This window comes from Oerskovia merdavium, from assembly GCF_014836755.1.
GTDB classification, from domain to species: domain Bacteria; phylum Actinomycetota; class Actinomycetes; order Actinomycetales; family Cellulomonadaceae; genus Oerskovia; species Oerskovia merdavium.
Map to the genome: position 1 here is coordinate 36,127 of NZ_JACSQF010000017.1, position 26,642 is coordinate 62,768.

26 protein-coding genes, 1 pseudogene and 1 riboswitch are annotated in these 26,642 nt (G+C 73.1%); of the genes and pseudogenes, 18 read left to right on the forward strand and 9 right to left on the reverse strand.

The features are described from left to right. Window positions 1-86 precede the first annotated feature (86 nt). Together H9641_RS15355 and H9641_RS15360 are read right to left on the reverse strand one after the other, a co-directional pair. Window positions 87-656 (reverse strand): hypothetical protein, encoded by a 570-nt coding sequence (locus tag H9641_RS15355; protein WP_191805293.1) that lies wholly within the window; start codon window positions 654-656, stop codon window positions 87-89. Between the two features lie 83 nt (window positions 657-739). Beyond that, window positions 740-928, reverse strand: a complete 189-nt coding sequence (locus tag H9641_RS15360; RefSeq protein ID WP_056645039.1) for a PspC domain-containing protein — start codon at window positions 926-928, stop codon at window positions 740-742. 187 nt (window positions 929-1,115) lie between these two features. On the opposite strand from H9641_RS15360, the gene H9641_RS15365 reads away from it, so the two are divergent. The 6 genes from H9641_RS15365 (at window position 1,116) to H9641_RS15390 (ending at window position 6,509) form a co-directional block, all read left to right on the forward strand. Continuing rightward, window positions 1,116-1,844: a TetR/AcrR family transcriptional regulator gene (locus tag H9641_RS15365; RefSeq protein ID WP_191805295.1), complete on the forward strand. Its 729-nt coding sequence runs from the start codon at window positions 1,116-1,118 to the stop codon at window positions 1,842-1,844. 140 nt (window positions 1,845-1,984) lie between these two features. Next, on the forward strand, window positions 1,985-2,962 hold the full coding sequence (locus H9641_RS15370; protein ID WP_191805297.1) for an ABC transporter ATP-binding protein: 978 nt from the start codon (window positions 1,985-1,987) through the stop codon (window positions 2,960-2,962). Further along, the gene (locus H9641_RS15375; RefSeq protein ID WP_191805299.1) at window positions 2,959-4,629 is read left to right on the forward strand and encodes an ABC transporter permease; all 1,671 of its coding nucleotides are present in this window, start codon (window positions 2,959-2,961) and stop codon (window positions 4,627-4,629) included. Before H9641_RS15370 ends, H9641_RS15375 begins: the two co-directional genes overlap by 4 nt. A 141-nt stretch (window positions 4,630-4,770) precedes the next feature. Beyond that, complete coding sequence (locus H9641_RS15380; RefSeq protein WP_056645031.1) at window positions 4,771-5,082, forward strand: type II toxin-antitoxin system VapB family antitoxin; 312 nt, start codon at window positions 4,771-4,773, stop codon at window positions 5,080-5,082. A 9-nt stretch (window positions 5,083-5,091) separates the two neighbouring features. Next, window positions 5,092-5,790, forward strand: coding sequence for a LytR C-terminal domain-containing protein (locus H9641_RS15385; RefSeq protein WP_318244626.1), 699 nt, complete (start codon window positions 5,092-5,094; stop codon window positions 5,788-5,790). Window positions 5,791-5,900: 110 nt separating this feature from the next. Beyond that, the gene (locus H9641_RS15390) at window positions 5,901-6,509 is read left to right on the forward strand and encodes a GNAT family N-acetyltransferase (RefSeq protein ID WP_191805301.1); all 609 of its coding nucleotides are present in this window, start codon (window positions 5,901-5,903) and stop codon (window positions 6,507-6,509) included. A gap of 216 nt (window positions 6,510-6,725) precedes the next feature. Here H9641_RS15390 and H9641_RS15395 read toward each other — a convergent pair whose 3' ends face one another. The 3 genes from H9641_RS15395 to H9641_RS15405 all read right to left on the reverse strand — a co-directional run bounded on the left by H9641_RS15395 (window position 6,726) and on the right by H9641_RS15405 (window position 9,830). Next, entirely contained in the window at window positions 6,726-8,039 is a 1,314-nt protein-coding gene (locus H9641_RS15395) for a uracil-xanthine permease family protein (RefSeq protein WP_191805303.1), read from the reverse strand. A gap of 203 nt (window positions 8,040-8,242) precedes the next feature. Then, window positions 8,243-9,166, reverse strand: coding sequence for an LLM class F420-dependent oxidoreductase (locus tag H9641_RS15400; RefSeq protein WP_318244632.1), 924 nt, complete (start codon window positions 9,164-9,166; stop codon window positions 8,243-8,245). Between the two features lie 64 nt (window positions 9,167-9,230). Continuing rightward, on the reverse strand, window positions 9,231-9,830 hold the full coding sequence (locus H9641_RS15405) for a hypothetical protein (protein WP_191805307.1): 600 nt from the start codon (window positions 9,828-9,830) through the stop codon (window positions 9,231-9,233). Between the two features lie 103 nt (window positions 9,831-9,933). On the opposite strand from H9641_RS15405, the gene H9641_RS15410 reads away from it, so the two are divergent. Beyond that, a complete protein-coding gene (locus H9641_RS15410; RefSeq protein ID WP_191805309.1) occupies window positions 9,934-10,821 on the forward strand; it encodes an LLM class flavin-dependent oxidoreductase in 888 nt (295 codons plus the stop codon). 408 nt (window positions 10,822-11,229) lie between these two features. Here H9641_RS15410 and H9641_RS15415 read toward each other — a convergent pair. Next, window positions 11,230-12,873 (reverse strand): annotated as a pseudogene (locus tag H9641_RS15415) (ABC transporter ATP-binding protein); the annotation flags it as partial. Window positions 12,874-12,917: 44 nt separating this feature from the next. Here H9641_RS15415 and H9641_RS15420 point away from each other — a divergent pair. The 3 genes from H9641_RS15420 to H9641_RS15430 all read left to right on the forward strand — a co-directional run bounded on the left by H9641_RS15420 (window position 12,918) and on the right by H9641_RS15430 (window position 14,318). Continuing rightward, window positions 12,918-13,577, forward strand: coding sequence for a TetR/AcrR family transcriptional regulator (locus H9641_RS15420; RefSeq protein ID WP_191805311.1), 660 nt, complete (start codon window positions 12,918-12,920; stop codon window positions 13,575-13,577). 44 nt (window positions 13,578-13,621) lie between these two features. Continuing rightward, window positions 13,622-13,810 carry a hypothetical protein gene (locus tag H9641_RS15425; RefSeq protein WP_191805313.1) on the forward strand — a complete coding sequence of 63 codons (189 nt, stop codon included), beginning with the start codon at window positions 13,622-13,624 and terminating at the stop codon, window positions 13,808-13,810. Window positions 13,811-14,045: 235 nt separating this feature from the next. Further along, window positions 14,046-14,318: a hypothetical protein gene (locus tag H9641_RS15430; protein WP_191805315.1), complete on the forward strand. Its 273-nt coding sequence runs from the start codon at window positions 14,046-14,048 to the stop codon at window positions 14,316-14,318. A 94-nt stretch (window positions 14,319-14,412) separates the two neighbouring features. On the opposite strand, the gene H9641_RS15435 is transcribed toward H9641_RS15430, so the two are convergent. Next, on the reverse strand, window positions 14,413-17,079 hold the full coding sequence (locus H9641_RS15435) for a polynucleotide kinase-phosphatase (protein ID WP_191805317.1): 2,667 nt from the start codon (window positions 17,077-17,079) through the stop codon (window positions 14,413-14,415). Beyond that, window positions 17,076-18,536: a 3' terminal RNA ribose 2'-O-methyltransferase Hen1 gene (locus H9641_RS15440; RefSeq protein ID WP_191805360.1), complete on the reverse strand. Its 1,461-nt coding sequence runs from the start codon at window positions 18,534-18,536 to the stop codon at window positions 17,076-17,078. Before H9641_RS15440 ends, H9641_RS15435 begins: the two co-directional genes overlap by 4 nt. Before the next feature lie 231 nt (window positions 18,537-18,767). Here H9641_RS15440 and H9641_RS15445 point away from each other — a divergent pair, with 231 nt between their 5' ends. The 4 genes from H9641_RS15445 (at window position 18,768) to H9641_RS15460 (ending at window position 21,861) form a co-directional block, all read left to right on the forward strand. Then, complete coding sequence (locus tag H9641_RS15445) at window positions 18,768-19,952, forward strand: class I SAM-dependent methyltransferase (RefSeq protein WP_191805319.1); 1,185 nt, start codon at window positions 18,768-18,770, stop codon at window positions 19,950-19,952. An 85-nt stretch (window positions 19,953-20,037) separates the two neighbouring features. Continuing rightward, entirely contained in the window at window positions 20,038-20,343 is a 306-nt protein-coding gene (locus H9641_RS15450; protein WP_191805321.1) for a hypothetical protein, read from the forward strand. A gap of 58 nt (window positions 20,344-20,401) precedes the next feature. Continuing rightward, the gene (locus H9641_RS15455) at window positions 20,402-21,049 is read left to right on the forward strand and encodes a DUF1684 domain-containing protein (protein ID WP_191805323.1); all 648 of its coding nucleotides are present in this window, start codon (window positions 20,402-20,404) and stop codon (window positions 21,047-21,049) included. A 209-nt stretch (window positions 21,050-21,258) separates the two neighbouring features. Beyond that, a complete protein-coding gene (locus H9641_RS15460; RefSeq protein ID WP_191805325.1) occupies window positions 21,259-21,861 on the forward strand; it encodes a hypothetical protein in 603 nt (200 codons plus the stop codon). Between the two features lie 61 nt (window positions 21,862-21,922). Here H9641_RS15460 and H9641_RS15465 read toward each other — a convergent pair whose 3' ends face one another. Beyond that, a complete protein-coding gene (locus tag H9641_RS15465) occupies window positions 21,923-22,525 on the reverse strand; it encodes a hypothetical protein (RefSeq protein WP_191805327.1) in 603 nt (200 codons plus the stop codon). Window positions 22,526-22,728: 203 nt separating this feature from the next. Here H9641_RS15465 and H9641_RS15470 point away from each other — a divergent pair, with 203 nt between their 5' ends. The 4 genes from H9641_RS15470 to H9641_RS15485 all read left to right on the forward strand — a co-directional run bounded on the left by H9641_RS15470 (window position 22,729) and on the right by H9641_RS15485 (window position 26,631). Continuing rightward, window positions 22,729-23,538 carry a TetR/AcrR family transcriptional regulator gene (locus H9641_RS15470; RefSeq protein ID WP_191805328.1) on the forward strand — a complete coding sequence of 270 codons (810 nt, stop codon included), beginning with the start codon at window positions 22,729-22,731 and terminating at the stop codon, window positions 23,536-23,538. A 119-nt stretch (window positions 23,539-23,657) separates the two neighbouring features. Continuing rightward, window positions 23,658-23,783, forward strand: a riboswitch (FMN riboswitch). A 172-nt stretch (window positions 23,784-23,955) separates the two neighbouring features. Further along, window positions 23,956-24,699, forward strand: a complete 744-nt coding sequence (gene pnuC, locus H9641_RS15475) for a nicotinamide riboside transporter PnuC (protein WP_191805329.1) — start codon at window positions 23,956-23,958, stop codon at window positions 24,697-24,699. Window positions 24,700-24,809: 110 nt separating this feature from the next. Next, complete coding sequence (locus H9641_RS15480) at window positions 24,810-25,235, forward strand: VOC family protein (RefSeq protein ID WP_191805330.1); 426 nt, start codon at window positions 24,810-24,812, stop codon at window positions 25,233-25,235. A 151-nt stretch (window positions 25,236-25,386) separates the two neighbouring features. Beyond that, the gene (locus H9641_RS15485; RefSeq protein WP_191805331.1) at window positions 25,387-26,631 is read left to right on the forward strand and encodes an acyl-CoA dehydrogenase family protein; all 1,245 of its coding nucleotides are present in this window, start codon (window positions 25,387-25,389) and stop codon (window positions 26,629-26,631) included. Window positions 26,632-26,642 lie beyond the last annotated feature (11 nt).

The following is a 26,642-nucleotide window of genomic DNA, read 5'->3' on the forward strand; positions in this document are numbered from 1 at the left end:
CAGCGTGCGCTGCGGGCCCTTCGTCGTTCACCCGCGCAGGTGGACGAGGCGCCCGGCTCCAGAGCCGGCGCCGAGCGGTCGAGACGTCAGCCCGCGTCGCCGAGGCTGTCGAGCAGCCGCCCCGCCATCCCGATCAGCTCGTCACGGACCAGGCCGTCGCCGATGAGCCGTACCGTCCCGGCAGGGGGTGCCTCGATCGACACGACCGAGCGATCCTGCCCCTCCGGGTCGGACACCACGGTCACGGCCAGGTCGCCCGAGAGCTCGGGGACCGGCTCGGGCGCCCAGTCGTCGCCCAGGTACTCGACGTCGACCCCTTCCGGGACCGCGTACACGTACAGACCAGGGCCCTGCTCCTCGGGCTGCCCCTGGACGTAGATCGAGCTCGTGGACCCCGAGAGGTCGATGTCGACGGTCTCGACGTAGCGGAAGCCCGCGGGCAGGATCGCCTCGTCGAGCTCCGATGCCGCGGTCAGCAGCAGCGATCCCTCGGCCGTCGCGCTGTCGAACGTGGGAGCGGGACCTGCGGCCGGAGCCGCCGGGGTCTCGACGGCGGTGGCGACGGGCGACGCCGACGAGGCGCATCCCGCGAGCGCCGCGACGACGAGGCCGAGGGCAAGGGGCAGCAGGGCGGTTCGAGCCGGGTGGGAGCGCACCCTCGGATGGTGCCACGATGCTGCGGCACTGGACAAAACCCTCGGAGCGAGGTCACGACGGACCTCTTCTCGTCAGGGTCGGTTCACTCCGGGTCCCGGGGCAGGACGATCCACAGCACGATGTACAGGAGGATCTGCGGTCCCGGCAGGATGCAGGACGCGACCGCGAGCACGCGGACCAGCGTCGGGCTGATGTCGAAGCGTCGGGCGAGGCCGGCGCAGACACCGGCGATCACGGCACCGCGGCGCGGTCTGGCGAGGATGTGGCTCATGTTTCGACGGTACGCCGGGGGCCGACACCCGCACATCAGGGGTTCCCCTGGTCCGTCCCTGATGCGCCCCCTCACGCACGGGCTCGGTCGTCATCCCTGCGACGGACCCGCATCCCAGTCGACCTTGACGACTTCCTGACGCCTGTCCCTCTCGTGACGGGCTGAACAGGTGTCTAGCGTGTTGAACATGCGTTCAGTACCATCGCGCACCCCGGCGGTCGACGCGGCAGGCCCCGCGCACGACCCTTCGGACCTCACGGCCCGCGCTCGCATCCGCGACGCGGCCCTGGCCCGCTTCGCGAGCGGGGGCTTCCGCGTCCTGCTGCGCACGCTCGCCGCCGACGCCGGGGTCAGCGCGGGCCTCGTCATCCATCACTTCGGCTCGAAGGACGGCCTGCGGCGAGCTTGCGACGAGCACGTCCTCGTCCTGATCCGGGAGAACAAGCGCAACGTCCTGGGCGACGAGACGGGCTCCCGAGGCAGCCCCATGGACGTCCTCGCACAGCTCTCGTCGGTCGAGGAGTACGGCCCGGTCCTCGGCTACGTGCTGCGCAGCCTCCAGGAGGGCGGCGACCTCGCCCGCTCGTTCGTCGAGAGCATGGTCGAGGACGCCGCCGCGTACATCGCCGACGGCGTCGCCGCCGGCACCATCAGGCCCTCGCTCGACGAGACCGCGCGAGCGCAGTACCTCGTCACGCAGTCCCTCGGGACGATCCTCCTCGACCTCACGCTGCACCCGCCCGAGGACCCCACCGACACGGGCGCGATCGTCCGTGCCTATGTCGACCGCATGGGCCTGCCCTCGATCGAGCTCTTCACCGAGGGCTTCCTGACCGACCGCACGCTCCTCGACGCGTACCTCCGGTACGCCGAGCCGCCCCCCGACGAGCAGGCCTCCGCAGCACCGGCCCCGTAGCGCGTGCGGTCCCCCGGTACCCCGACGAGACCGCCGCCCGCTCGCCGAGGCGAGCGACGCCGTCGGGCACGAACGTCCCCCGCTCGACGACGGCCCGCACCGGCTCTCCCTCCCAGCCCACGCCTCCCCGACGAGGAACCATGACCACGACAGCACGCACGACCTCCGACCCCGCCACGACCCGCGGACCGGCCGTCGAGATCCACGACCTGCGCAAGTCCTTCGGCACCACCCAGGCGCTCGACGGCCTGGACCTGACCGTCCGCGCCGGAGAGGTCGCAGGCTTCCTGGGACCCAACGGCGCCGGGAAGTCCACGACCCTCCGCGTCCTGCTCGGTCTCCTGCGCCCCGACTCGGGCACCGCGACCCTGCTGGGCGGCGACCCGTTCCGTGACGCCGTCTCCCTGCACCGACGCCTCGCCTACGTCCCGGGCGACGTCACGCTGTGGCCCCAGCTCTCGGGCGGCGAGACGATCGACCTGCTGCTGCGCCTGCGCGGCGCGGCCGTCGACGAACGCCGCAAGGCCCGCATGCTCGAGCGGTTCGAGCTCGACCCGACCAAGAAGACCGGGACCTACTCCAAGGGCAACCGGCAGAAGGTCGCGCTGGTCGCGGCGCTGAGCGCCGACGCGGAGCTGCTCGTGCTCGACGAGCCGACGTCGGGCCTCGACCCGATCATGGAGGCCGTCTTCCAGGACTGCGTGCGCGAGGCGACCGCGCGCGGCACGTCGGTCCTGCTGTCGAGCCACATCCTGGCCGAGGTCGAGGCGCTGTGCGACACCGTCACGATCATCCGCAGCGGCCGGGCCGTGCAGTCCGGGACGCTGCGCGAGCTGCGCCACCTCACGCGCTCCAAGGTCGTCGTGACCGTCGGTCCGGGAGCCACCTCGACCGCCGCGCTCGATGCGCTCGATGCGCTCGACGGCGTGCACGACCTCACCGTCGACGGGTCGCACCTGACCTTCCACGTCGACGACGACGCGCTCCCCCAGGTCACGCGCGCCCTCGCGGACCTCGAGCCGCACGGCCTGACGATCGAGCCGCCCTCGCTCGAGGAGCTGTTCCTGCGGCAGTACGGCGACGAGCTCGCCCTGCTCGAGGGCGGGGCCGAGCGATGACCGCGCTCGCACCCGCCGACCCTGCGGCCGCCGCGCCCCTCCGCGTGGGAAGCCCGCCCCTGTCGCTGCACCACGCGCTCGCCGGGACGGGGTCGCTCGTGCGGCTCGCGCTGCGGCGCGACCGGGTCGTCCTGCCCGTGTACGTCGCCGTCGTGCTGCTCATGGTCGCCGTGACGTACTCGTCGGTCGCGACCGTCTACGGGACGCAGGCCGAGCGCGACGAGCTCGCCGCGAGCATGGGCACCAACAGTGCGTTCCTGGCGCTGCTGGGCCCGCTCGAGCACACCGGGTCGGTCGCCTCGACCACGGCGTGGCGCGTGGGTCTCTTCATGATCCTCGTCCTGGGCGTGCTCGCGGTGCTCACCGTGGTGCGCCACACGCGGAAGGAGGAGGAGACCGGACGGCTCGAGCTCGTGCGCGCGGCGCACGTGGGGTCGCTGGCACCGCTCGCGACGGGTGTCCTCGTCGCGGCCGGGATGTCGGTCCTCACGGGAGCGCTCATGGCCGCGATGTTCGTGGCCCAAGGAGCCGACGGCGCCTCGTCCGTCGCGTTCGGCCTCCAGTTCGCGGCGCTCGGCCTGGCAGGGACCGGGATCGGGGCGGTCTGTGCACAGGTCGCGACGTCCTCGCGGACCGCGAACACGATCGGCGTGCTGCTGCTCGTCGCGGGGTACGCGCTGCGCGGCGTGGCCGACATCGAGCCGTCTGCCGACTGGCTGCACTGGGTCTCGCCCGTGGGCTGGGTCCAGGAGATCGACCCGTTCGGCGCGAACGCCGTCGGACCCGCGCTGCTGTGCCTCGCGCTGTTCGTCGTGTGCGTGGCGGTCGCGGCGCGCACGTCGCTCGGCCGCGACCTCGGCGCGGGGCTCGTGCAACCGCGCCCGGGGCCCGCCGGGTCGGCCTCGTTGACGAGCCCCCTCGCGATCGCGCGCAGGATCCAGCTCCCGGGCGTCGCCTCGTGGGCTCTGGGCGTGGGCGCCTACTGCCTGCTCGTTGGGTTCCTCCTGGACTCGGTCGACGACATCGCGGGGTCGTCGCCGCAGATGCAGCAGATCATCGAGCAGCTCGGCGGGGCAGGTGCGCTCGCCCAGGTCTTCCAGGTCGCGATCATGGGGTTCGTCGGGATCGCGGCCGCGGCGTTCGCGGTGACCTCGATCTCCCGGCTGCACGCCGAGGAGACGTCCGGACGGGCCGAGCTGGTCCTCGCGACCGGGGTCTCACGGAATCGCTACCTGTCGGCCTCGGTCGTCCTGACGGTCGTCGGCGTGGTCGCGGTCCCGCTGTGGTCGGGGCTCACGATGGGCCTGGGGCACGCGCTGGTGTCGGGCGGGTGGGGCGACGCGTTCGCGGACGCCGTCGGGGCCGGGCTCGTGCAGGTCCCGGCAGCGCTCGTCGTCGCGGGCCTCGTGCTGGTCCTCTACGGGTGGTGGCCGCGGCTCGTCGCGCTGGGCTGGGGCGTGGTGACGTTCGTGCTCGTCGTCGGGCAGCTGGGCGAGCTGCTGGGCCTGCCGCAGTGGGTCCGCGACCTGTCGCCCTTCACCCACGTTCCCCAGGTCCCGCTCGACCCGTTCGCCCTCGGCCCGGTGCTCGCGCTCACGGCTGTGGCCGCGGCGCTCTTCGCGGTCGCCTACGTCGGGTTCGGGCGTCGGGACGTGAGCGGTGCGTGAGCGCGACGTGAGCGGCGTGAGCGGCGTGAGCGGCGCGAAACCTGGCCCGCGCCCGGGCAGGATGTGCGGGGCCTGTGGAGTTGTGGGCCACCGCGGGACATCCAGCGCCGGGCGCTCGGCCCCCGCCCTAGACTGGCCCGCATGATCTTCAAGGCCGTCGGCGAGGGGCGCCCGTACCCCGATCACGGGTTGGTGACGCCCAAGGACTGGTCGAGCGTCCCGCCCCGGCAGGTGCGGCTCGACGAGCTCGTCACGACCAAGGGCACCTTGAACCTGGAGACGCTCCTTTCGGAGGACTCGACGTTCTACGGAGACCTCTTCGCGCACGTCGTCGAGTACCAGGGTGTCCTCTACCTCGAGGACGGGCTCCACCGTGCCGTCCGGGCGGCTCTGCAGCAACGCGCGATCCTGCACGCCCGTGTGCTCATGCTCAACGCCCCTGCGGTCGGGTAGGTTGCTGGCGTGACCACGCAGCCCGGCCCCGACACCTCCCGTACCGTCCGACGACGGCGCATGCACGAACGCCAGGCCGTGATCTTCGGGTTGCTCGTCGCCTTCCTGGTCATCACCGGCATCGGCGCGCTGGCCGTGTACACGGGCGCGGTCGACGCCCCCTTCGACAAGGGCTTCACCACCATCCAGGTCGACGACGAGCTCGCCGACGTCAAGCCTCCCTGCCTGCCGGAGGGCACGCTGCCCGTCGCGTACACCGACGTCCAGGTCCGCGTCTTCAACGGCACCGGGAAGGGCGGCCTGGGCGCCGCGAACCAGGAGATCCTCACCAACCGCGGTTTCACGGTCGTCCTGCTGGGAGACCTCGAGGACACCGCCGGCAAGAACATCACGCAGGACGCCACGCAGATCTCGTACGGACTGGCAGGGGTGGCTCAGGCCTACACGCTCGCGGCCCACTACCCGTCCCCGATCCTCGTCCTCGACGACCGGGCCGACGCCACGGTCGACGTGGTCCTCGGCAAGAACTTCGAGAACCTGGTCGACGAAGAGCTCGTCGGTCTCGACGGAGCGGTCCCGCTCGAGAGCCGCAAGGACTGCGTGGCGGTCGAGACCCTCACCCCGCGGGCTGCCTACGTGCCGCCCGTGCCCGCCGCAGACGTCCCTGCCGAAGAGGTCCCCGCCGAGGAAGCCCCGGCAGAAGGCTGACGCCGGGCCCTGCGCCGGCCCCCGCCGATGCGCTGGCCCCGCACAGGGTTCGGCACTACTGTCTGGCCCGGTCTTTGATTCGTCCCTGCTCCTGAACGGTCGCTCCCACGATGGCCTCGCTCCCACTGCGCCCCGCTCGCGTCACCGACCTCGCCGAGGTCGACCGCCTGTACGACATCTGCCTGCGGACGGGGGCCGACGGCGGCGACGCGACCGCGAGGTACCGCGACCCGCGTCTGCTCGGTGAGGTCTACCTCGGTGCGTACCTGGCGCTCGAGCCGGACCTGGCGTTCGTGGTCGACGACGGCACGGGAGCGGTCGGGTACGTGATCGGCGCTGCGGACACCCGCGAGTTCGAGGCACGCTGCGAGCGCGAGTGGTGGCCGACGCTTCGCGAGCGGTACCCGCTCGACTCCTTCCCGGCCGAGTCCCCGGACGCCGGGCTCGTCGCACAGATCCACTCGCCCGGGACCGCGGAGCAGGACGTGGTGGACCTGTACCCGGCCCACCTGCACGTGGACCTCCTCCCGCAGGCGCAGGGAGGGGGCAACGGTCGGCGACTCCTCGAGACCTTGTTCGACGCGCTGCGCGAGCGCGGTGTCCAGGGCGTGCACCTGGGGGTCTCGGAGACCAACGCGTCGGCGATCGGGTTCTACGAGCACCTCGGCTTCGAGCGACTGGTGGTGCCGCAGGGCTACGTGCTGGGGCTCAAGCTCTAGCCCCTCGACGCTCCGACTCGTGGGGTGCCGAGCGCCGTGACCTCCGGGGCCGTACGAGACTCCTCGGGCGCCGTCCCACCCGCCTCGCACGAGATGCGGCTGACGGGGGTCAGGATCTCTCCCAGACCCCCGTCAGCCGCATCTCGCGGGCGGGTCACCCGCGTGCGCACCAGGTCCACCGCGAGCGGCGGCGCCCAGCGGTCAGTCAGCGCTCGGTCAGCGGTCTGCCATCTCCTCGCCGCCCGGCACCGAGGCCGGGCTCGCGGGCTCCTGCGACGTCCCGCGCCACCGCGCGATGTTGCGCATCACGTGATAAATCACGAGGGCCGACGCCGTACCGAGGGCGATGCCCTCGAACGTCACGTCGCCGATGACCCAGGTGAAGTTCGCGATGCCGACGATCAGCGGGACGGCCGCGGTCGTGAGGTTGACCGGGTCGGAGAAGTCGACCTTGTTCTGCACCCAGATGCGCGCACCCAGGATGCCGATCATGCCGTAGAGCATGGTCGTCGCCCCGCCCAGGACCCCCGCGGGGATGGTCGCGATGAGCGCACCGAACTTGGGCGACATGCTCAGGACCAGGGCCGTCGCGCCCGCGACCCAGTAGGCCGCGGTCGAGTAGACGCGCGTCGCGGCCATGACCCCGATGTTCTCGGCGTACGTCGTGGTGCCCGAACCGCCGCCGATCCCCGCGAACGTCGTCGCGAGACCGTCGGCGAAGAGCGCACGGCCCGTGAGGTCGTCGAGGTTCTTGCCCGTCATGGCCGCGACCGACTTCACGTGGCCCACGTTCTCCGCCACGAGCACCAGCACGACCGGGACGAACAGCCCCAGGACGGCGACGTCGAACGTCGGGGTCACGAACTCGGGCAGACCGAACCACGTGGCGTCGGACACCGGGGCGAAGTCGACCTCGCCGCGGATCGTCGCGACGACGTAGCCGATGATCACGCCGAGCAGGATCGCGAGACGACCGATGATGCCCTTGAAGAGCACCGTGATGAGGATGATCGAGGCGAGGGTGACGAACGCCGTCACGGGGAACACCTTGAAGTTGTTCCACGCGGCGGGTGCCAGGTTGAGGCCGATGAGCGCGACGATCGTGCCGGTCACGATGGGCGGCATGGTCACGTCGATCCAGCGCGGGCCCGCGAAGTGCACCACGACGCCGATGAGCGCGAGCACCAGACCCGTGACGAGGATCCCGCCGACCGCGACGGACTGGCCACCCGACGAGCTCGCCGCGGTGATCGGGGCGATGAACGCGAAGCTCGACCCGAGGTAGCTGGGGAGCCGGTTGCGCGTGATGAGCAGGAACCCGATGGTCCCGATCGCCGAGAAGAACAGCGTGGTCGCCGGAGAGAAGCCCGTCAGGAGCGGGACGAGGAACGTCGCGCCGAACATCGCGACGACGTGCTGCATGCCGATCCCGATCGTGCGAGGCCAGCTCAGGCGCTCGTCGGTGCTGACCACGGCGCCGGGCTCGACGCGCTTCCCGTCTCCGTGGATCTTCCAGCCGAGTGCTGCCATGGGGGGGGCTCCGTTCGTGAAGTTTTGGTGAAGTGCCGAAGGGAAGGGTACTGCCCGGTACGCACGCTCCGTGAACGGCCGGTACGCCGTGGACAGCCCCGTCCCACCACCCCTCGCTCGGGTCACCGACCACCCAGGACGCCCGACGGCGGAGCGCACCTGCCCGGAGAAGGTGCGCTCCGCCGTCGGGCGGGGTGGCGCGCTCAGCTCAGCTGCGGCCTGACCTCCCGCGCGATGAGCTCGAGGTGGTCGAGGTCCGCGAGGTCCAGGACCTGCAGGTAGAAGCGGGTCGCGCCGTCCTCGCTCGTGGCCGCGAGCTTGTCCGCGGCCTCGGCCACGGTGCCCGCGATGCCGTTGGTCCGCAGCTCCTCCGGGTCACGACCGATCGCCGCGGCGCGACGACGGAAGTCCGCCTCGTCCTTGCCCACGCACACCACGAACGCCGCCGAGTAGATCAGGTCGTCGGGGTCGCGGCCCGCGTCCTGGCAGACCACGCGCACGTTCTCGATGCGGTCGCCCAGCACACCCGGGTCGGGGAACGCGACGTTGAACTCGGTCGCGTAGCGCGCCGCGAGCGCCGGGGTCCTGCGCGGGCCGTGCCCACCGACGATCACCGGGACGCGGCTCTGGACGGGCTTGGGCAGCGCCGGCGAGTCCGTGAGCGTGTAGTGCTCGCCCGCGAAGCTGAACTTCTCCCCCACCGGCGTCTCCCACAGCCCCGTGATGACCGCGAGCTGCTCCTCGAGGATCCCGAACCGCTTGGCCGGGAACGGGATGCCGTACGCGGTGTGCTCCTGCGGGAACCAGCCCGCCCCCAGGCCCAGCTCGATGCGCCCGCCCGACATCTGGTCGACCTGCGCGACCTGGATCGCGAGCACGCCCGGGTGGCGGAAGGTCGCCGAGGTGACGAGCGTGCCCAGGCGGATGCGGCTGGTCTCGCGCGCCAGGCCCGCGAGCGTGGTCCAGGCGTCGGTCGGGCCCGGGAGCCCGTCGCCGTCCCCCATGACGAGGTAGTGGTCGGAACGGAAGAACGCGTCGAAGTCGAGCTCCTCCGAGGCGCGTGCGACCGCGAGGATGTCGTCGTAGGTGGCGCCCTGCTGGGGCTCGGTGAAGATGCGGAGGTCGATCGTCATGTCCTCCACCTTGCCACGTCACCGAGGGTGCCGAGGGCGGGCGCGGGCCCGCCGCGACTCAGCCGATCTGCGCGGCGACCACGGTCACCGAGCGGCCCGGCGGAGCGGTGACCACGAGGTCGCCGTCGTCGGTCAGCGAGAGGTGGAAGCCACCGAGGTCGCGGGACACGCCGGCGGGAGTCGGGTCGGACGCACCGGGCAGCGCGTCGGAGGCCGCGCGCGATTCCTCACCGGCAGCACCCTCGGCGCCCGGGGTGCCCGGTTCGGCCGGGGCCGCGAGGTCGAGGTACTCCGTGAGGTCGCGCGACACCTCGACCAGCTTCACGGGCCAGCTCTCGCCCGGCTCCCAGGCCGCCCCGGCGCGCAGGCGCCGACCGACGAGCCCGACGAGCGCGGGCTCGTCGGCGGTCTCGAAGCGGACGTGCCCGCCCTCGTCGACCTGGAGCCCCGTGATGCGCTGGACGTCGACGACCTCGTTGCTCGCGGCGGCGACCAGGACGTCGGCGGCGTCGAGGAGCTCCTGGGCGTCGTCGGACTCCGCGAAGGCCTCGGGGGTGTCGACCTCGGGCACGGGCCAGTCGCCGCGGACCACCGCGAGCTGCTCGTCGCGCGACCCGGCGCGCGGGTAGCGGTGGGAGACGTTGACGACGACGGCCATGGGAACCTCCGGTGATGCGTGGATCGGACTCAGGACAGCAGACCACACCTCGGCGGTCTTCCCCGCACCGCGCGGGCCGCCCGCGGCACCGTAGGGTCGGGGCATGCGACTGAGCACCGTGATCCTGCCGATCTACCGCTGGGCCGAGGGGCGCGACGTGTGGCGCCGCGCGGAGGACCTGGGGTTCCACGCGGCCTACACGTACGACCACCTGTCGTGGCGCAACTTCCGCGACGGCCCGTGGTTCGGCGCGCTGCCCACGCTCGCCGCGGCAGCCGGGGTCACGGAGCGGATCCGCCTCGGGACCCTCGTGACCTCGCCGAACTTCCGCGAGCCCGTGACGCTCGCCAAGGACCTCATGACCCTCGACGACCTCTCGGGCGGGCGGGTCACGCTCGGTCTCGGTGCGGGGACCACGGGGTTCGACGCCACGGTCCTGGGGGGCGAGGGCTGGTCGGCCCGCGAGCGCGCGGACCGGCTGCGGGACTTCACCGCGCTGCTCGACCGCCTCCTGACCGAGCCCGCCGTGACGCACGACGAGGGGCACTACCGCGCGCACGAGGCCCGGACGATCCCGGGTCCCGTCCAGGAGCCGCGCATCCCGTTCGCGATCGCCGCGACCGGTCCTCGCGGCCTGCGCCTCGCGGCGCGGTACGGCCAGGCGTGGGTCACGACCGGCGACGACCGCGTCGGCACGGACGGCACGCCGGCCGCGTCACGCGGGGCCGTCGGCGCCCAGGTGTCCCGGCTCGAGGCCACGTGCACCGAGGCGGGGCGAGACCCGGGCAGCATCGAGCGCATCCTCCTGACGGGGTTCACGCCCGACCGGCCGCTCGACTCGGTCGACGCGTTCGTCGAGACCGCGGCTGCCTACCGCGACCAGGGCATCACGGAGATCGTGCTGCACTGGCCCATCGCGGACTCGCAGTTCGCTGCCGACCAGGTGACGTTCGAGAAGATCGCGACCGAGGGGCTCGCCCAGCTCGGCTGAGGCCCGGTGCCGGGCTGAGGGTCCGTCCGCGCGGCTCCTCCCGGCAGCGTCGGTCGCCCTCAGGCCTCGACCACCCCTCCGGCCCCCGCCTCGACCCGGGGCGTCCCCCGTTCCTCGCTCCGCGTCTCGGTCGAGATCCGCAGCGCGGCCACGAGGTCGCGGTACAGCTCGTCGGCGGCGAGCAGCTCGGCGTGCGTCCCGCGCCCGCACGCGACCGTCCTCCATGACGAGGATCTGGTCGGCGTCGATCACGGTCGAGAGCCGGTGCGCGATCGTCACGACGGCTCGGTCGCGCGACAGGTCCTCGATCACGGCGTGGACCGCGGCCTCGGTGAGGCCGTCGACCTGTGCGGTGGCCTCGTCGAGCAGCAGCACCTCGGGCGCGTGCAGCACGGCCCGGGCGAGGGCCACGCGCTGGCGTTCTCCGCCCGAGACCGTGGTCCCGACGAGCGAGGTGTCGAGCCCGTCCTCGAGCGAGCGGACCTTGGCGTCGAGACGGACCTTGGCCAGCGCGTCCCACATGGCGTCCTCGGTCGCGTCGGGGTCGGACAGGCGCAGGTTCTCACGGATCGTGCCGGGCACGACGGGCGTCTCCTGCTCGACGTACGCGATGCGCGAGCGCACCTCGTCGAACGTGTAGCCGTCGTAGGGCCGACCGTCGAGCAGCAGCGTGCCGGACTCGGGCTGGAGGAAGCGCAGGAGCAGCGAGAACGTGGTGGTCTTGCCGGCTCCCGACGGGCCGACGATCGCGACCTGACCGCGCCGGGGCACCTCGAACGTGAGGTCGCGGACCACGGGCTCGCCGCCGGGCAGGTAGCGCGCGGTCACGTCCCGGAACGCGAGCACGGGCGTCTCGCCCGCCTCGCCCGGGGAGGGGTGGGCGAGACGCGGTGGGTGCGCGGCGCCGTCGGGCAGGGCGCTCCCCCGGCCCGACGACGGCACGCCCCCTCCCGCCGCACCTCGCCCGGGTGCGTCCTCGGCAGGGGCGCCGGCCCGCCCGGGCTCCTCGATCTCGATGGCCTCGACCTCGCGGATGCGGCCCGCGGCCGCGATACCGGCCTGGAGCTGGCTGACGTTCTGCGTGAGGCTCGTGACGGGGTCGACGATCTGGAACGCGTACAGCAGGAACGCGACCAGGCTCGAGACCGCGAGCAGGCCCTGGTCGACGCGCCACGCGCCGAGCGCGAGGATCACGATGATCGCGAGCTGGATGCCGCCGCCCGCGATGGTCCAGGCGACGGCCTCGGTGCGCACCGACCGGACGCTGTGCCGGGCCGCGTCGCGCGCGTCGTCGACCACGCGGTCGATCTGGCGCTGCTCGGCGCGGCTCGCCTTGATGGTCCGCAGCGCGCGCAGCCCGCCCTCGAGCACGCCGCCGAGCCGTCCGAGCGACTCCTGGGCCTGCTCCTGGGCCTTGGCGATGCGCGGCATGAGCGACCCCACGAGCACGCCGATGACGACGATCGCGAGGAGCGTCGTGCCGAGCAGGACCGTGTCGAGCACGGCCATGAGGACGATCGTCCCCACCAGCCCGACGACCGCGTTGACGAGGTTGACGATGCTCGACGACGCGGCCTCGCGCAGCAGCACGGTGTCCGAGGTGACGCGCGTGACGAGCTCTCCGGTGGGCCGCGACCCGAGCGCCCCGACCTTGGCGCGGAAGAAGCGGCGGACCATCGAGGTGCGGGCGTCGAGCACCACGCGCTCCGCGAGCGTGCCCAGCAGGATCCACTGCCACAGGCCCAGGACGAGCCCCACGAGCAGGAGCCCGACCAGCAGCCCGACGGCCGGCGCGAGCGAGGCCCCGGTGCCGAGCGTGTCGAGGACGCGCTTGGTGACCATGGGGGTCGCGAGGCTCGCGGCCGTGGTGCCGAGCCCGAGGACCAGGCCCAGCGCGAGCGTGCGTCGGTGGGGCTTGACGAAGGTCCACAGGACCTTGAGGCGTGGGAGGAGCGGCCCCTTGGGCTCAGGCGGCCCGGAGTTCTCGAGGGTCGGGTCGGTCGACGCGGGGGCGGTGGCGGCCATGCGCCCAGTGGAACACGCATGTCCCATTTCAGACAAGAGACGTCCCGTCGCTTCGCGGATACGCTGAGCACGTGACAGCCAGCGACACCGCCGCCGTGCCGCGCGAGGCGAGCGCCGACGCTCCTCCCGCCGCGACGCCTGCGGTCCCCGAGGCCCCCGCGACCGGAGCCCGTGCCCGCACCCGGCGCGCGATCCTCGACGCGGCCGTCGAGGTGTTCAGCACCAACGCCTCGGCCTCGCTCGGTGAGGTCGCCCAGGCCGCGCAGGTCGGCCGCAGCACCCTGCACCGCTACTTCCCCGAGCGCGCGGACCTCATCCGAGCCGTCGGGGCCGAGGCCCTCGACCGCACGCGCGCCGCGATCCGCGCGGCCCGGCTCGAGGACGGTGACCCGGCCGCGGCCCTGCGCCGGCTCGTGATCGAGTACTTCGACCTGGGGCCCTGGTACATGCTGCTGTTCCACGAGGCCTCGCTCGCCGAGGACGAGGCGTTCTGGGCCGAGAGCGACGCGGCCGAGGCCCCCGTGCGCGCGCTGTTCGCACGAGGCCAGGACGACGGCACGTTCGACCCGACACTGACCATCTCCTGGAACCAGCGCACCGTGTGGTGGACACTGTTCAACGCCTGGTCGGTCATGACCGAGGACGGTGCGTCGCGCAGCGACGCGCTGCGCATGGCGGTCCGCAGCGTCGAGGGCGTGGTCCTCGCGGTGCGCAGCGCTCCCCCGGCCTGACCGCCCGCACCGACGACCCGCACGAGCGAACCGAGGACGACCGCATGAAGAACATCCGCTGGGCGAGCCTCCTGACCGTGCTCGGGTGCGCCGTGGTGGGGCTCGTGAGCCTGTTCTCGCTGCTCAGAGGCCGCACGTGGGCGTGGTTCCCGCTGCTCGTCGCGGTCGCGGTGGGGTTCCGCGAGATCCGCTACCTCCAGCGGATCGACCACCAGCGAAACGCCCCGCGGTAGTCTCGGTACCTGCCCCCGGCCGGCGCGCACCGGTCGGCTGCGCACCCAGGGCCCGCCCCTCAGGGGCGTCCCGGAGGGGATGTCCCCCATCCGACGGGCGCCCGTCATCCTCCGGGAGGACGGGACCCTCTCCGAGGATGGTTCGGAGGACCGATGTGCCCGCACCCCCGCCCCGCAGAGACTGGTAGCACGCCCCGCGACAGCGAGGGCGGCCAACTTTCCCTGGGGAGGAAGCATGACCACGCAGGTCACGACCTCGACGCCGATCCGCGTCGCACTCCGCGGCCACGACTCGACCGCGCGCCGTGCGCGCTCGTCGCAGCGCCCGGACGGCTCGCGCCCCACCTCCCTGCCCGACGACGACGCGTCCGTCCCGCAGTCACGTCGCCCGGCCGCGGCGAGCGACCCGTCCGACCGCGCGAACGGCTGGCTCGTGGCCGGCTCGGTCCTCGTGGCCATCGCGCTGTTCTCCGCGCTCGCGCTCAGCTCGTTCGCGACGCTGGGCTGACCGGCTGACCTGTCACGACCCCACAGACCCGTCAGGACCCGCGTGACCTCGAGGTCACGCGGGTCCCGCCATGTCACGGCCCTCCCCAGGCTGCTCAGAGCCGCGGGTCGACCGGCTCCGACTCGAGCGCCAGGACCGCGAAGACGACCTCGTGGACGCGCCACAGCGGCTCGCCCGCGACCACGCGCTCGACGGCCTCGAGCCCCAGCGCGTACTCGCGCAGCGCGAGCGACTGCTTGCGGCCCAGCGACCGGACCCGGAGCCGCTCCAGGTGGTGCTCCTGGGTGTACTCGGGTCCGTAGATGATCCGCAGGTACTCGCGGCCGCGGACCTTGAGCCCCGGCTGGACGAGCCCCTTGGGCCCGCGCACGAGGTTCGCGAGCGGCTTGACGACCATCCCCTCGCCGCCCGCCTCGGTCATCTCCTCCCACCAGCGGACCCCCTCGGCGCGCGAGGCGTCGTCCGCGAGGTCGACCACGAGACGGCGCGTGGGCCGGAAGAGCACCGGGTCGGCCTCGACCAGGCGGTCGGCGATGCCCAGGTGCCACAGGTGGTCGCGCGTCGCGTACGTCGCCCCGCCCGGGGTGGCCGGGCCGGGGGCACCGACCGGTTCGCCGGATCCGCTCGTCCCGCTCGCGAGCACCTGGAAGGGGGCGAGCTGCACGCCGTCGAGCCCGTCGATGGGCCACCGGTAGCGGCGGTACGCCTCGGTGTACCTCTCGGCGTCGTCGGCGCGCGACGCCGTCCGCGCCCGCAGCCCCTCGACGTCGACGCCGCGCGCGACGGCCGCGTCGAGCGCCGCGAGCGCGGGCGGCATGACCGCGCGCGCTGCGGCCCCGACGCTCGCGTACTGGTCGCGGATGAGCTGGTCGGCCTTGGCGGACCAGGGCAGGATCTCGGCGTCGAGCAGGACCCAGTCGGCCCCCAGCTCGTCCCACACCCCGGCCCCGTCGAGGGCCTTCGCGACGCGCTCGAGGAGGGCCTCCGCCGTCGGGCCGGAGAAGAGCGGACGTCCCGTCCGCGTGTGCGCGACCCCGCGCCCTCCCGGCTGGACGTCCACGCCGAAGCGCCACGCCGAGGCCCCGTACGCCTCGCGGCACACCAGCACCACGGCGCGCGACCCCATGTGCTTCTCCTCGCACACGACCTGCCCGACGCCGTCGCCCGAGTACGCCGCGAACGCGCCGTCGGGGTGCTCGAGGTAGCCGGGGAGCCGTGACGTCGCGACCGGGCTCATGGTCGGCGGCAGGTACAGCAGCGCCCGCGGGTCGACCGCGAACCGGCTCATGACCTCCAGGGCCCCCGCGGCGTTCTCCTCGGGGATCGTGATCCTGCCCCGCGTGCCCGTGACGACCGAGCGTCGGCCGAGCACGTCTGTCACGTCGAGCACGTCGGGATCGCGCTGCGGCTGTGCCCCTTCGGTGCCCGCCGCGTCGGTACCGGCGTCCAGCAGGAACGGGCGCGCGGGCTCGTAGTAGACCTCGGCCGCGGGTACCGAGACGAGCTCCTTCTCGGGGTAGCGCAGCGCCGAGAGCTTCCCGCCGAACACGCAGCCCGTGTCGAGGCACATCGTGTTGTTGACCCACTCGGCCTCGGGCGTGGGCGTGTGCCCGTAGAGCACCATGGCCCGGCCGCGGTACTCGTTCGCCCAGGGGTAGCGCACGGGCAGCCCGAACTCGTCGGTCTCGCCCGTGGTGTCGCCGTAGAGCGCGAAGCTGCGCACCCGCCCCGACGCGCGCCCGTGGTACGACTCCTTGAGCCCCGCGTGCGCGACCACGAGCCGCCCGCCGTCGAGCACGAGGTGCGAGACCAGGTCACGGCAGAACGTCTCGACGTCCTTGCGGAACTCCTCGGGCTCCTCGGCGAGCTGTGCGAGCGTCGTCTCCAGCCCGTGGCTGACGGTCACGTTGCGCCCCGCGAGCGCGCGCACGAGCTTGTGCTCGTGGTTGCCGGGTACGGCGAGCGCGTGCCCCGCCCGGACCATGCCCATGACGAGGCGCAGGACGCCCGGCGAGTCCGGTCCGCGGTCGACGAGGTCGCCCAGGAACACCGCGCGGCGGCCTTCAGGGTGGGCGGCGTCGACCGCACGGCCGGCCTCGTCGCGCTCGATCACGTATCCGAGCGTGGTCAGCAGGGCCTCGAGCTCGGCGCGGCAGCCGTGCACGTCACCGATCGCGTCGAACGGCCCGGTCTGGTCGCGGAGGTCGTTCAGCAGCGGCTCGCGGGAGATCGTGGCGGACGCGATCTCGTCGACGCCGCGCAGCACGTGGACCTTGCGGAAGCCCTCTCGGTTCAGCGACTTGAGCGACGAGCGCAGCGCCTGGCGCTGACGCTTGACGACGTGGTCGCCGAAGTCGCGGTCGGGGCGGGAGCGGTTGCGCTCGATCGCGACGGTCTCGGGCACGTCGAGCACGATCGCGACGGGCAGGACGTCGTGCGCCCGCGCGAGCGCCACGAGGTTCTTGCGCGCTGCGGACTGCACGTTCGTCGCGTCGACGACCGTCAGGTGCCCCGCCTCGAGCCGCTTGCTCACGATCGTGCCGAGCACCTCGAACGCCGCGGCCGTGGCCGACTGGTCGTTGACGTCGCCCGAGACGAGGCCGCGGCAGAAGTCCGAGGACACGGCCTCGAAGGGCCCGAACCGTTCGCGCGCGAACGTCGACTTCCCGGACCCGGACACCCCGACGAGGACCACGAGCGAGAGCTCGGGCACGGTCAGGACGCGGGGTCCCTCGTCGGTCACGCGCTGCTCCTCGGTCATGCCCCTGCCTCCGTCGATCGTACGAACAGCGCCATCTGCGTCGGCGACCCCAGCCCGCGCGGCCCCACGTCCTCGGGTCCGACGTCGCGGAAGGTGACCGCGTACCCGTGACGGTGCGCGACGCCGTCGGCCCACGCCTGGAGCTCGGCGCGCGTCCACTCGAACCGGTGGTCCGTGTGGCGGTGGCCGTGCTCCTCGAGCGTCGGGTACAGCGCGTTGTACTCGACGTTGGGCGTCGTCACGACGACCGTCGCCGGCCGGGCCTCGGCGAACACGACCCGTTCGAGCGCGCCCAGGCGCGGCGGGTCGACGTGCTCGATCACCTCCATGAGCACCGCGGCGTCGAAGCCCGCGATCCGCTCGTCGCGGTACGTGAGCGAGGACTGCACGAGCTGCACGCGCTCGCGCTCGGCGTCGCTCGCGTCCTCGAGACGGAGGCGCGTCGCGGCCCGTTCGAGCTCGCGCGCGGCCACGTCGGTCCCGAGCAGCCGCGTGAAGCGGCGGTCGGCGGCGAGGAGACGCAGGAGGGCGCCCTCGCCGCACCCGAGGTCGACGACGCTGCGCGCGCCGACCTCGTGCAGGGCCGCGATCACGGCCTCGGCGCGCTGCCGGGCGAGCGTGGGCGCCTTCTCCTGCCCGACGGCGTCGCTCCCCGCGGCGGGGACGTCGCCCTCGGTCGGGGTCTCGTCGGTACCGGGCTCGGCGCCGGCGTCCGTCCCGGCGTCCGCAGGCAGCGGACCACCGTCGAGCGTCACGAGGCGGTCGGTCGCGTCCTCGACGTACCGGTGCTGGTGCGCGAGGTAGCGGTGCATGATCTGGTCCCGCTCGGGGTGACCGGCGAGCCACCCCTCGCCCGCGCGCAGCAGCTTGTCGACCTCGTCGCCCGTGACCCAGTAGTGCTTGGCGTCGTCGAGCACGGGCAGAAGGACGTACAGGTGGTGCAGGGCGTCGGCGAGCCGAACGGTCCCGGTCAGGCGCAGGTCGACGTAGCGCGAGTCGCCCCACTCGGGCACGGTCGGGTCGAGCGGCTCGGGCGTGGCGACGACGGTCCAGCCCAGGGGCTCGAACAGGCGCTCGGCGAGCCGCGCACCACCGCGGCACGGCAGCGCGGGAACGTGGATCTCGAGCGGGACCGGGGAGTCCGCGAGCGCCTGCCGGGAGTCGCAGCGGCCTGTCATCGCGGTGCGGAACACTGCGCCGAGCGCGACCGCGAGCATCGACGAGGCGGCGTAGGGCCGGTCGTTGACGTACTGGGCGAGCGAGAACGCGTCGCGGCCACCGAACCGCTTGTTGCGCACGATCCCCACGGGGTCGACCTCGAGGAGCAGCGCGACCGTGCAGCGCGCGGGCTCGGCCTCGGGGTAGAAGACGTGCGCCGTGCCGACGGGCAGGTCGAACGACTGGGCCCGCGCGGGGTGCTTGTGCAGCAGGTACCCGAGGTCGGTCGCGTCCGTCATCGCTGTCGTGGGCGTCTCTGGTGCTGGCGTCTCCGGTGCAGGCGTCTCCGCCCCGGGCGGGGCGGTCCTGGGCAGGGCGGTCCCGGCCGGCGCGCCGGCGGTCGTCGTGAGGGTGACCAGCATGCTGTGCATGCTCCCACGGGTGCGCAACGGATTTACGCTGGAGGTGGTCCGTGCGTCCGCGCGTCGACGACGACCGTGGACGCCGTGTCCTCGACGGACGGAGCAGTCATGCCCACGACACCGCAGGTCCCGGTCGGCGTCCCCGACGGACGACCCGGAGGACCGCCCGGCTCGCTCCCCTCCCCCGCCCCTGCGGACTCCGGCCCGGGGGTCGACGAGTTCGCCGAGCGGCTGTTCGCGTCGTCGCTCGGCGCGATCGAGGTCTTCGGGGTGTATCTCGGGGACCGGCTGGGCTGGTACCGGTCGCTCGCGACGGACGGTCCTGCGACGTCGTCCGAGCTGGCCGCGCGGACGGGCACGCAGGAGCGCTATGCGCGCGAGTGGCTCGAGGGGCAGGCGGTCGCGGGGATCCTCGCTGTCGTTCCTGGGCGCGTGCCGTCGGGTGTGCGCGGGGAGGACGCCTCGGCGCGCCGCTACGCCCTGCCGCCCGGCCCGGCCGAGGTCCTGACCGACGAGCACAGCCTCGCGTACCTGGGACCTCTGCCCCGGTTGTTCGCGGCCGTGGGGCGCACGTTCGACGAGCTGCTCGACGCGTACCGCGACGGCGGCGGGGTCTCGTGGGGCCGGCTCGGCGCGGACGCGCGCGAGGCCCAGGCGGACCTGAACAGGCCGTGGTTCGAGCACGAGCTCGCGGGTGCGCTCGGTCAGGTACCGGACCTGCACGCGATCCTGTCGCGCCCGGCGGCGCGCGTCGCGGACGTGGGCTGCGGCGCCGGGTGGTCGACCGTCGCGCTCGCGCGCGCGTACCCGCAGGCCCGGTTCGACGGGTACGACGTGGACGCCCCGTCGGTCGACATGGCCCGCGCGAACGCCGAGGCCGCGGGGGTCGCGGACCGTGTGACGTTCCGGGTCGCGGACGCGGCGACGCTCCCCGACTCGATCGCGCTCGACGCGGCCTTCGCGTTCGAGTGCACGCACGACATGCCGCGTCCGGTCGAGGTCCTGTCGGCGGTCCGTCGGGCCGTCCTGCCCGACGGCGCCGTGGTCGTCATGGACGAGGCCGTCGCCGAGGAGTTCACCGCGCCGGGGGACGAGGTGGAGCGGCTCATGTACGGGTTCAGCCAGTTCGTGTGCCTGCCCGACGGGCTGTCGTCGTCGCCGTCGGTCGGCACGGGCACGGTCATGCGGCCCGCGACGCTCGAGCGGTACGCGTTCGACGCCGGGTTCGAGCGCGTGGAGGTCCTGCCGATCGAGGGGTTCAGCTTCTTCCGGTTCTACCGGCTGCACCACTGAGCGCCCACCTGGCGCTGCCCCCCGGAAGCAGCCGCTCCCCTAGGCTGTGCTCCGCGGCGCCACCCGGGGCCAGGGGGAGGACGTCATGGCCAGGAAGCCCCGTCGGGAGCCGACCGAGACGGAGAAGCTGGGATCGGTGTCGTCCTTCGTGGGGATGCTGGTCGGCCTGCCGACCGCGGTCGCGCTCGTCGTCGCCCTCTTCCTCGATCTCCCGGACGCCGTCGTGTGGACGTTCGCCGGCCTGTTCGTCGTGGGACTGCTGGCGTCGCTCGTCCTCGACGTCGTGGAGGCCGTCCGACACCGCGCGGGGGCGTGGGGAGTGCTGTGGGCCGGGGTGAGCTCGCCGTTCCGGTACGCGTTCGGGTGGTTGAGGGTCTTGCCGACCTTCTAGGCCGGCCGAGCGGTCGGATCGAGGTGCCGGTGCGCTTCCGGGCTGACACGCTGGCCAGATGATCACCGAGCTGCACGTCGTCGACTGGCGCCGTCGCGTCCAGCACCTGTACGCGCGCGTCCGCGACGTGGCTGTCGAGGACCCTGCGGCTGCGCACGAGTACTGGGTCGCGTCGCGCGACGACCTCCTGGCCGAGCACCCGGCCTCGCCGCTCCTGCCCGAGGACCGGGCCGCGTTCACCGGGGTCCCGGTCGGTCCGTACGACGCCGCGATGCGTTTCGAGGTGCCGCTCGTGCCTGACCCGGCGCGCGGCACTCCCGCAGCGGTGCGGCTCGACGTCCCCACGGGCACCGACGGTGTGGTGCCGTTCGAGCGCGTCGGGAGCCTCGACCTGCCCGGGCTGGGGTCGCTGGACGTGTGGGCGCTGCGGTCGTACGGGGGCGGTCTGTTCGTGCCGGTCAAGGACCGGTCGCGAGCGACGTACGGCGGGGGGCGGTACCTCCTGGACACGATCAAGGGCGCGGACCTGGGGTCCGCCTCGTCCCGTCCCGTGCCCGACGGCGACGCGCCCCTGGTCGTCGACCTCAACTTCGCGTACAACCCGTCGTGCGCGTACGACCCGGCGTGGGCGTGCCCGCTCGCCCCGGCGGGGAACACGCTCGCGGTCGAGCTGACGTGCGGGGAGCTGGTGCGGGCCGCGGCGTAGCGTGCGCCGGACGGGTGCGCCGGGCAGGCGTGTCGGGCGCGCCCGGCCCTACCCCCGGGTGTGTTTTCTCTGCCGCCACAACAATTGTGGTGGCTGTGCGGACGACGACCTCCGGAGGACAGCGACTCGGTCACCCCTCGGCCCGGCGATGCCGCCACGCGACCGGTCGCACGACCGGCCTCGCCGGCGGGTGTGCAACAGTCCTCGTCATGACCGACCCGACGGACCCGCAGCCGCCCTCCGCCCCCTTCCTCGACAGGGCCGGTATCGACGCACTCGTCGCGGCAGGCGTGGTCATCTCGGCCCCGGACGCCGTCTGGGTCTCGGCTCGGGCTCGGGTCGCCGTCGGCGCAGTACTCCACCCGACGGTCGTCGTGGAGTGCGACGGCATGTCGAGCGTGGCCGTCAGCGAGGGCGCCGTGCTCCACCCGGGCACCCGCATCAGCGCGAGCGACGGCGGGTCGGTGCACGTCGGAGCCCGCACGACGCTCGGTCCGGGCGGCTGCACCCTCGTGGCCGACGGCGAGGACCTGCACCTCGGTTCCGACGGCCGATACCGCATGGCCCTGATCATCGGCCCCGGCACCTACGGGGACGGCTGCCAGGTGCTCGGCCCGATCGAGGCTCGCGCGTGCACCCTCGAGGGCGGTCAGCCGGGCGACTCGCCCGACGTCGCCTCGCGCGGTGCGCTCCTCAAGGGGGCCGGGCGTGCCGCGGGCATCACGCTGCGCCGAGGTCAGGTCGTCAACGGTGCGGGAGACTTCCTCCGCGCACCGGTCGAGGAGCAGACGGCCTACCACCCGCCGAGGTAGACCCGTGCGCGCGAGGTAGGCCCCCGGGAGGTCTACCTCGCCGACCGCCGCTCAGGGCAGCTCAGTGCAGCAACGTCTTCAGCCCGATGATGAGCAGGCCGAACGCCCCCGCGACCACGGTCTCTGCGGTCAGCGCCCACCCGCGCACGCCGGCCCGGTGCGCCGCGAGGTGGCCGACGACCGCGAGCATCAGCACCGTGAACCACAGCGCGATCAGCGCGGCATCCACGACGTCCAGCCCGAGCACCCGCCCCACGAGGAAGACCCCGAGCGCGGGCACCCCGCCGATCAGCACCCACACCTCGTCCGAGGAGGCGAGCCGCAGCCGCTCGGTGATGGTGTGCTCGGCGTCGCGGAACCGCCCGCCGATCGCCGACACGTACACGTGCGCCGCCCAGTACCCCACGAGCACCCCGGCCACCGCGAGCATCACGAAGTCGCTCGACGCGTCGTGCGTGCTCGAGACCGCGAGCATGAACCCCGAGACCACGGCCCCGTACAGGAAGTCGGCAGGGCCTCCCCGCGCGAACCGGTCGCTCAGGCTGTCGCGCTGGGCGTGGTGGTCGACATGCTTCCAGGAGCGCGCCGCCTGCTCACCCTCGCCCGCGCCGCCCTCGGCTCCCCCGTCGGAGCCGGCCGCCCGCGTCTCGTCACCGTCAGTCATCCGCGTCGCCTCCGGGTCGCGTCGGCCTGTCGCCGCCTCTCTCGTCACTGTAGCGACGCCGTCGGGCACGGCGCGCGGCGACCAGCCGCCGACCCAGTGTCGCCCGACGCGGCGACCACGCACGGACCATCTGCCGAGCAGCCCCCGCCCACGGCCTCCCCGCGGCATGCCCCGCCCGCAGCCCGCGGTGTACCGTCCCGTTCATGAGTGCCGCACGAAGCAACACGCACGCGCAGGCGGTCGACGCGGCGATCGAGCTGTTCACCCGGAAGGGCTACGAGCAGACGACCGTCGAGGACATCGCCGACGCCGCGCAGATCAGCCGGGCCACGTTCTTCCGAAGGTTCCGCTCCAAGGAGGACGTGGTCTTCGCGGACCACGAGCTGCTCCTGGACGCCGTCGTGGTCCTCCTCGGGGAGACCCGTCCCGCCGCGCGGGGCGTCACCCCCGAGGAGCTCGAGAACGTCGACCCGTACGTCGAGGTGTGCAAGGCGGCCCGGCTCGTGTTCGACCACCACGTGGGCCAGCGCGAGACGTCGGTCGCACGGCACCGTCTCCTGCAGGACGTGCCCGCGCTGCGCGACCGCGAGCTCGTGACCACGCACCGCTACGAGCGCGCGTTCACGTCCTACCTGCGCGACACCCTGCCCGCCGACACCCGGAACTCGACCGCGTCGGTCGCGTTCGCGGCGTCGGTCGTCGCGGTGCACAACGCGATCCTGCGCCGCTGGTTGCGCGACCCCGACCAGGACCTGCGTCCCGAGCTCGAGGAGGCGTTCGCGGACCTGCGCCGCGCGGCCCGCAACCCCGCAGGCCCGACGACGGAGCCACCCCAGTCGTCCACGTCACCCGGGCGCACCGGGGGCGAGGCGGGCGACGGTCCGACGGCGGGCCCCGCTGCCGACACCACCGTCGGTGCCGTGCCGACCCGCCGCGTCGTCGTGACCGTGCTCGACGGCGACGCCGACCCCGACGAGGTGGCCCGGGCCGTGCGCGACGCGTTGAGTGCGTGATTCGGCTGCGACTCGCCGGGCGTGTCGCAGCCGAACCACGCACTCGGCACAGCACCGACGAGCCCCGGGAATGCACCGGTAGCATCGGCGGTTGCAGCACTACAGCAAGCAGTACGCACGAACGTGCTCCGGGGTCGGTGCAATTCCGAGCCGGCGGTGACAGTCCGCGACCCGCGCCCACGCGCGGTTGACCTGGTGGAACTCCAGGACCGACGGTGAAAGTCCGGATGGGAGGAAGCACGTGCGGCACGGCCGTCCCCGGCCGGGTCGGGCACGACGATCCGTCGAGCCCGCCCACGGCCGTCGGGACCGGTCTCGCCGTGGTGAGCGCCGCTGTCGGGCAGCCCGGACAGGGCATCCCCGACCAGGCGCCCGCCCTCACCCCGGAGCCGCCGTGCCCAGGACGAGGGAACATCGATGGACCTGATCCACGCGCTCTTCGACGCGCAGCTGACGATCGGCGGCCAGCACCTGCTGTGGCGGGAGATCGTCGGTAACGGGTTCGGCCTGGCGTCCGCGCTCGGAGGCATGCGCCGCAAGATCTGGGCGTGGCCCGTGGGGATCGTCGGCAACCTGCTGCTCCTCACGGTGTTCCTGGGCGCGGTGTTCGCGACGCCCAACCCCGTCAACCTGCTCGGCCAGGCCGGACGCCAGGTCATGTTCGTCGTCGTGTCGGTGTACGGCTGGGTCCAGTGGCGGCGCACCCGCGCGCGCCTCGGCCAGGACGCGGCGAACCTCGACGCGGACAGCCACGGGGTGTCGGTCGAACCGCGGTGGGCCACGTGGCGGCAACGCGTCTTCCTCGTCGTGGCGCTCGTGGGCGGGACGCTCGTCCTGACCCCGATCTTCCGGATGCTCGAGTCCTACGAGCCCGTGTGGGCCGACGCCTGGATCTTCATGGGCTCGCTGCTCGCGACGTACGGCATGGCCAAGGGCTGGGTCGAGTTCTGGCTGATCTGGGTCGCGGTCGACATCGTGGGCGTGCCCCTGCTGGTCGACGCCGGCTTCTACGCGTCCGCGTTCATGTACGTGTTCTACGGGGCGTTCACGCTCGTCGGGTTCTTCGTGTGGTGGCGCATCGACCGACGCGCCAAGGCCCTGCGGCTCGCGGGCTCGCACCCCGACGAGAGCGCGGGGGCGGCCGTCGTCGGACGGGACTGACGCTCCCCCTGCCGTCGGCCCCGCCCCGGGCGGATACTCGGAAAGGGTGCGCCGCTCGCGCAGCGCCCCCGCATCCGGCTCGACGACGCGACGGGAAAGGCGGCACCACCATGGCCACGCGACTCAACCCCTACCTGAACTTCCGCGACGACGCACGACAGGCGATCGAGTTCTACCGCGACGTGTTCGGGGGCGAGCTGACGATCAGCACGTTCGCCGACTTCCAGGCCTCCGAGGACCCGGGCGACGCCGACAAGGTCATGCACTCCCAGCTCGAGTCCCCCCACGGCCTGGTCCTCATGGCTGCGGACACCCCGAGCTCGATGGAGGTCCCGACCGGCGCGGGATTCTCGATCTCGCTGAGCGGCGAGCAGGCGGACGACGCCGAGCTGCGCGGCTACTGGGACAAGCTGTCGTCGAGCGGGAGCGTGACCGTGCCGCTCGAGGTCGCGCCGTGGGGCGACGCGTTCGGCATGTGCGTCGACGGGTTCGGCGTGAGCTGGCTCGTGAACATCTCGGGTCCCGCCCAGGCCTGACCGGGAGACCCGTCGCCCGGGGTCGTGCGCCCCCCGGGCGGGGCTCCGCGATCGCCACTGATACCGCGTCTCTTGACCTGAGACGCGATATCACGCACCATGGGGGTATCGCCCGACACCGACGTCCGGCCCGACACCGGGAGCATCCCCCATGACGATCGAGAACCCCGTCCGCCAGAACGTGACCGAGCCGGACTACGACCTCTCGCAGCCGCTCGGCATCGACTACGCCGGCGCGTTCTCGGACGCGACCGACGCCGACCGCGACCTGCAGCAGCGGGTCCGCACGTTCGTCCAGGACGAGGTCCTGCCCGTGATCGACGGGTACTGGGAGCGCGCCGAGGTGCCGTTCGGCCTCGCCAAGCGCATGGGTGAGCTCGACTTCCTGCGCGACGGCGTCGACGTCCCCGGCTCTCCCCGGATCAGCCTCATGGGCGCCGGTCTCGCCGAGATGGAGATGTCGCGCGGCGACGGCTCGGTCGCGACGATCTGCGGCGTCCAGGGCGGCCTCGCGCTGCGCTCGATCCAGCTCCTCGGCTCGGACGAGCAGAAGGCCGAGTGGCTCGGTCCGCTCGCACGCGGCGAGAAGCTCGGCGCGTTCGCCCTGACCGAGCCCACGCACGGCTCGGACTCGGTCTCGCTCGAGACCACGGCCCGCCGCGAGACCCGCGACGGCGTCGAGGGCTTCGTGATCGACGGCGAGAAGAAGTGGATCGGCTTCGGGTCGTGCGGCGACATCACGGTGCTGTGGGCGCGACTGGTCGGCGACGACGGCGACAACCAGGTGCACGGGTTCCTCGTGCCCCAGGACACCCCGGGCTACGCGGCCACGACCATCGAGGGCAAGGTCTCGCTCCGCGCGATCTGGCAGGCCCACATCGTCCTGACCGACGTGTTCGTCCCGGCCTCGGCCATGCTCCCGGGCGGGCGGTCGTTCAAGGACACCGGCCGCGTGCTCCAGGCGACACGCCTCGGGGTGGCATGGTCCGCCGTCGGGCACGCGACCGCCTGCTACGAGACGGCCGTCGCCTACGCCAAGCAGCGCGTCCAGTTCGGCCGCCCCCTCGCGGCCAACCAGATGGTCCAGGAGCGGCTGACCCGCATGCTCTCGACCCTGACCCAGATGCAGCTCCTCGTCGCGCAGATGACCCGACTCGACGAGGCCGGGCAGCTCTCCGGCCCGCAGGCCTCGATCGCCAAGTACACCTGCACGCGCGGCGCCCGCGAGATCGCGGCGAGCGCGCGCGACATGCTGGGCGGCAACGGCATCCTCCTCGCGAACCGCGTCGCGAGGCACTTCGCGGACGTCGAGGCCCTGCACACCTACGAAGGCACCGAGAGCGTCCAGGCCCTCATCGTGGGCCGCGACATCACGGGCGTCTCGGCGTTCGTGTAGCCCCCACCGGC

Bases quoted from the DNA above. Each gene is read 5' to 3' on its own strand.
- H9641_RS15435 (WP_191805317.1), bottom strand. From the start codon at position 17,079: ATGACCGAGGAGCAGCGCGTGACCGACGAGGGACCCCGCGTCCTGACC.
- H9641_RS15485 (WP_191805331.1), top strand. From the start codon at position 25,387: ATGACGATCGAGAACCCCGTCCGCCAGAACGTGACCGAGCCGGACTAC.
- H9641_RS15440 (WP_191805360.1), bottom strand. From the start codon at position 18,536: ATGACGGACGCGACCGACCTCGGGTACCTGCTGCACAAGCACCCCGCG.
- pnuC (WP_191805329.1), top strand. From the start codon at position 23,956: ATGGACCTGATCCACGCGCTCTTCGACGCGCAGCTGACGATCGGCGGC.
- H9641_RS15375 (WP_191805299.1), top strand. From the start codon at position 2,959: ATGACCGCGCTCGCACCCGCCGACCCTGCGGCCGCCGCGCCCCTCCGC.
- H9641_RS15365 (WP_191805295.1), top strand. From the start codon at position 1,116: ATGCGTTCAGTACCATCGCGCACCCCGGCGGTCGACGCGGCAGGCCCC.
- H9641_RS15465 (WP_191805327.1), bottom strand. From the start codon at position 22,525: ATGACTGACGGTGACGAGACGCGGGCGGCCGGCTCCGACGGGGGAGCC.
- H9641_RS15430 (WP_191805315.1), top strand. From the start codon at position 14,046: ATGACCACGCAGGTCACGACCTCGACGCCGATCCGCGTCGCACTCCGC.
- H9641_RS15370 (WP_191805297.1), top strand. From the start codon at position 1,985: ATGACCACGACAGCACGCACGACCTCCGACCCCGCCACGACCCGCGGA.
- H9641_RS15390 (WP_191805301.1), top strand. From the start codon at position 5,901: ATGGCCTCGCTCCCACTGCGCCCCGCTCGCGTCACCGACCTCGCCGAG.
- H9641_RS15480 (WP_191805330.1), top strand. From the start codon at position 24,810: ATGGCCACGCGACTCAACCCCTACCTGAACTTCCGCGACGACGCACGA.
- H9641_RS15455 (WP_191805323.1), top strand. From the start codon at position 20,402: ATGATCACCGAGCTGCACGTCGTCGACTGGCGCCGTCGCGTCCAGCAC.
- H9641_RS15425 (WP_191805313.1), top strand. From the start codon at position 13,622: ATGAAGAACATCCGCTGGGCGAGCCTCCTGACCGTGCTCGGGTGCGCC.
- H9641_RS15405 (WP_191805307.1), bottom strand. From the start codon at position 9,830: ATGGCCGTCGTCGTCAACGTCTCCCACCGCTACCCGCGCGCCGGGTCG.
- H9641_RS15410 (WP_191805309.1), top strand. From the start codon at position 9,934: ATGCGACTGAGCACCGTGATCCTGCCGATCTACCGCTGGGCCGAGGGG.
- H9641_RS15360 (WP_056645039.1), bottom strand. From the start codon at position 928: ATGAGCCACATCCTCGCCAGACCGCGCCGCGGTGCCGTGATCGCCGGT.
- H9641_RS15470 (WP_191805328.1), top strand. From the start codon at position 22,729: ATGAGTGCCGCACGAAGCAACACGCACGCGCAGGCGGTCGACGCGGCG.
- H9641_RS15460 (WP_191805325.1), top strand. From the start codon at position 21,259: ATGACCGACCCGACGGACCCGCAGCCGCCCTCCGCCCCCTTCCTCGAC.
- H9641_RS15445 (WP_191805319.1), top strand. From the start codon at position 18,768: ATGCCCACGACACCGCAGGTCCCGGTCGGCGTCCCCGACGGACGACCC.
- H9641_RS15395 (WP_191805303.1), bottom strand. From the start codon at position 8,039: ATGGCAGCACTCGGCTGGAAGATCCACGGAGACGGGAAGCGCGTCGAG.
- H9641_RS15380 (WP_056645031.1), top strand. From the start codon at position 4,771: ATGATCTTCAAGGCCGTCGGCGAGGGGCGCCCGTACCCCGATCACGGG.
- H9641_RS15450 (WP_191805321.1), top strand. From the start codon at position 20,038: ATGGCCAGGAAGCCCCGTCGGGAGCCGACCGAGACGGAGAAGCTGGGA.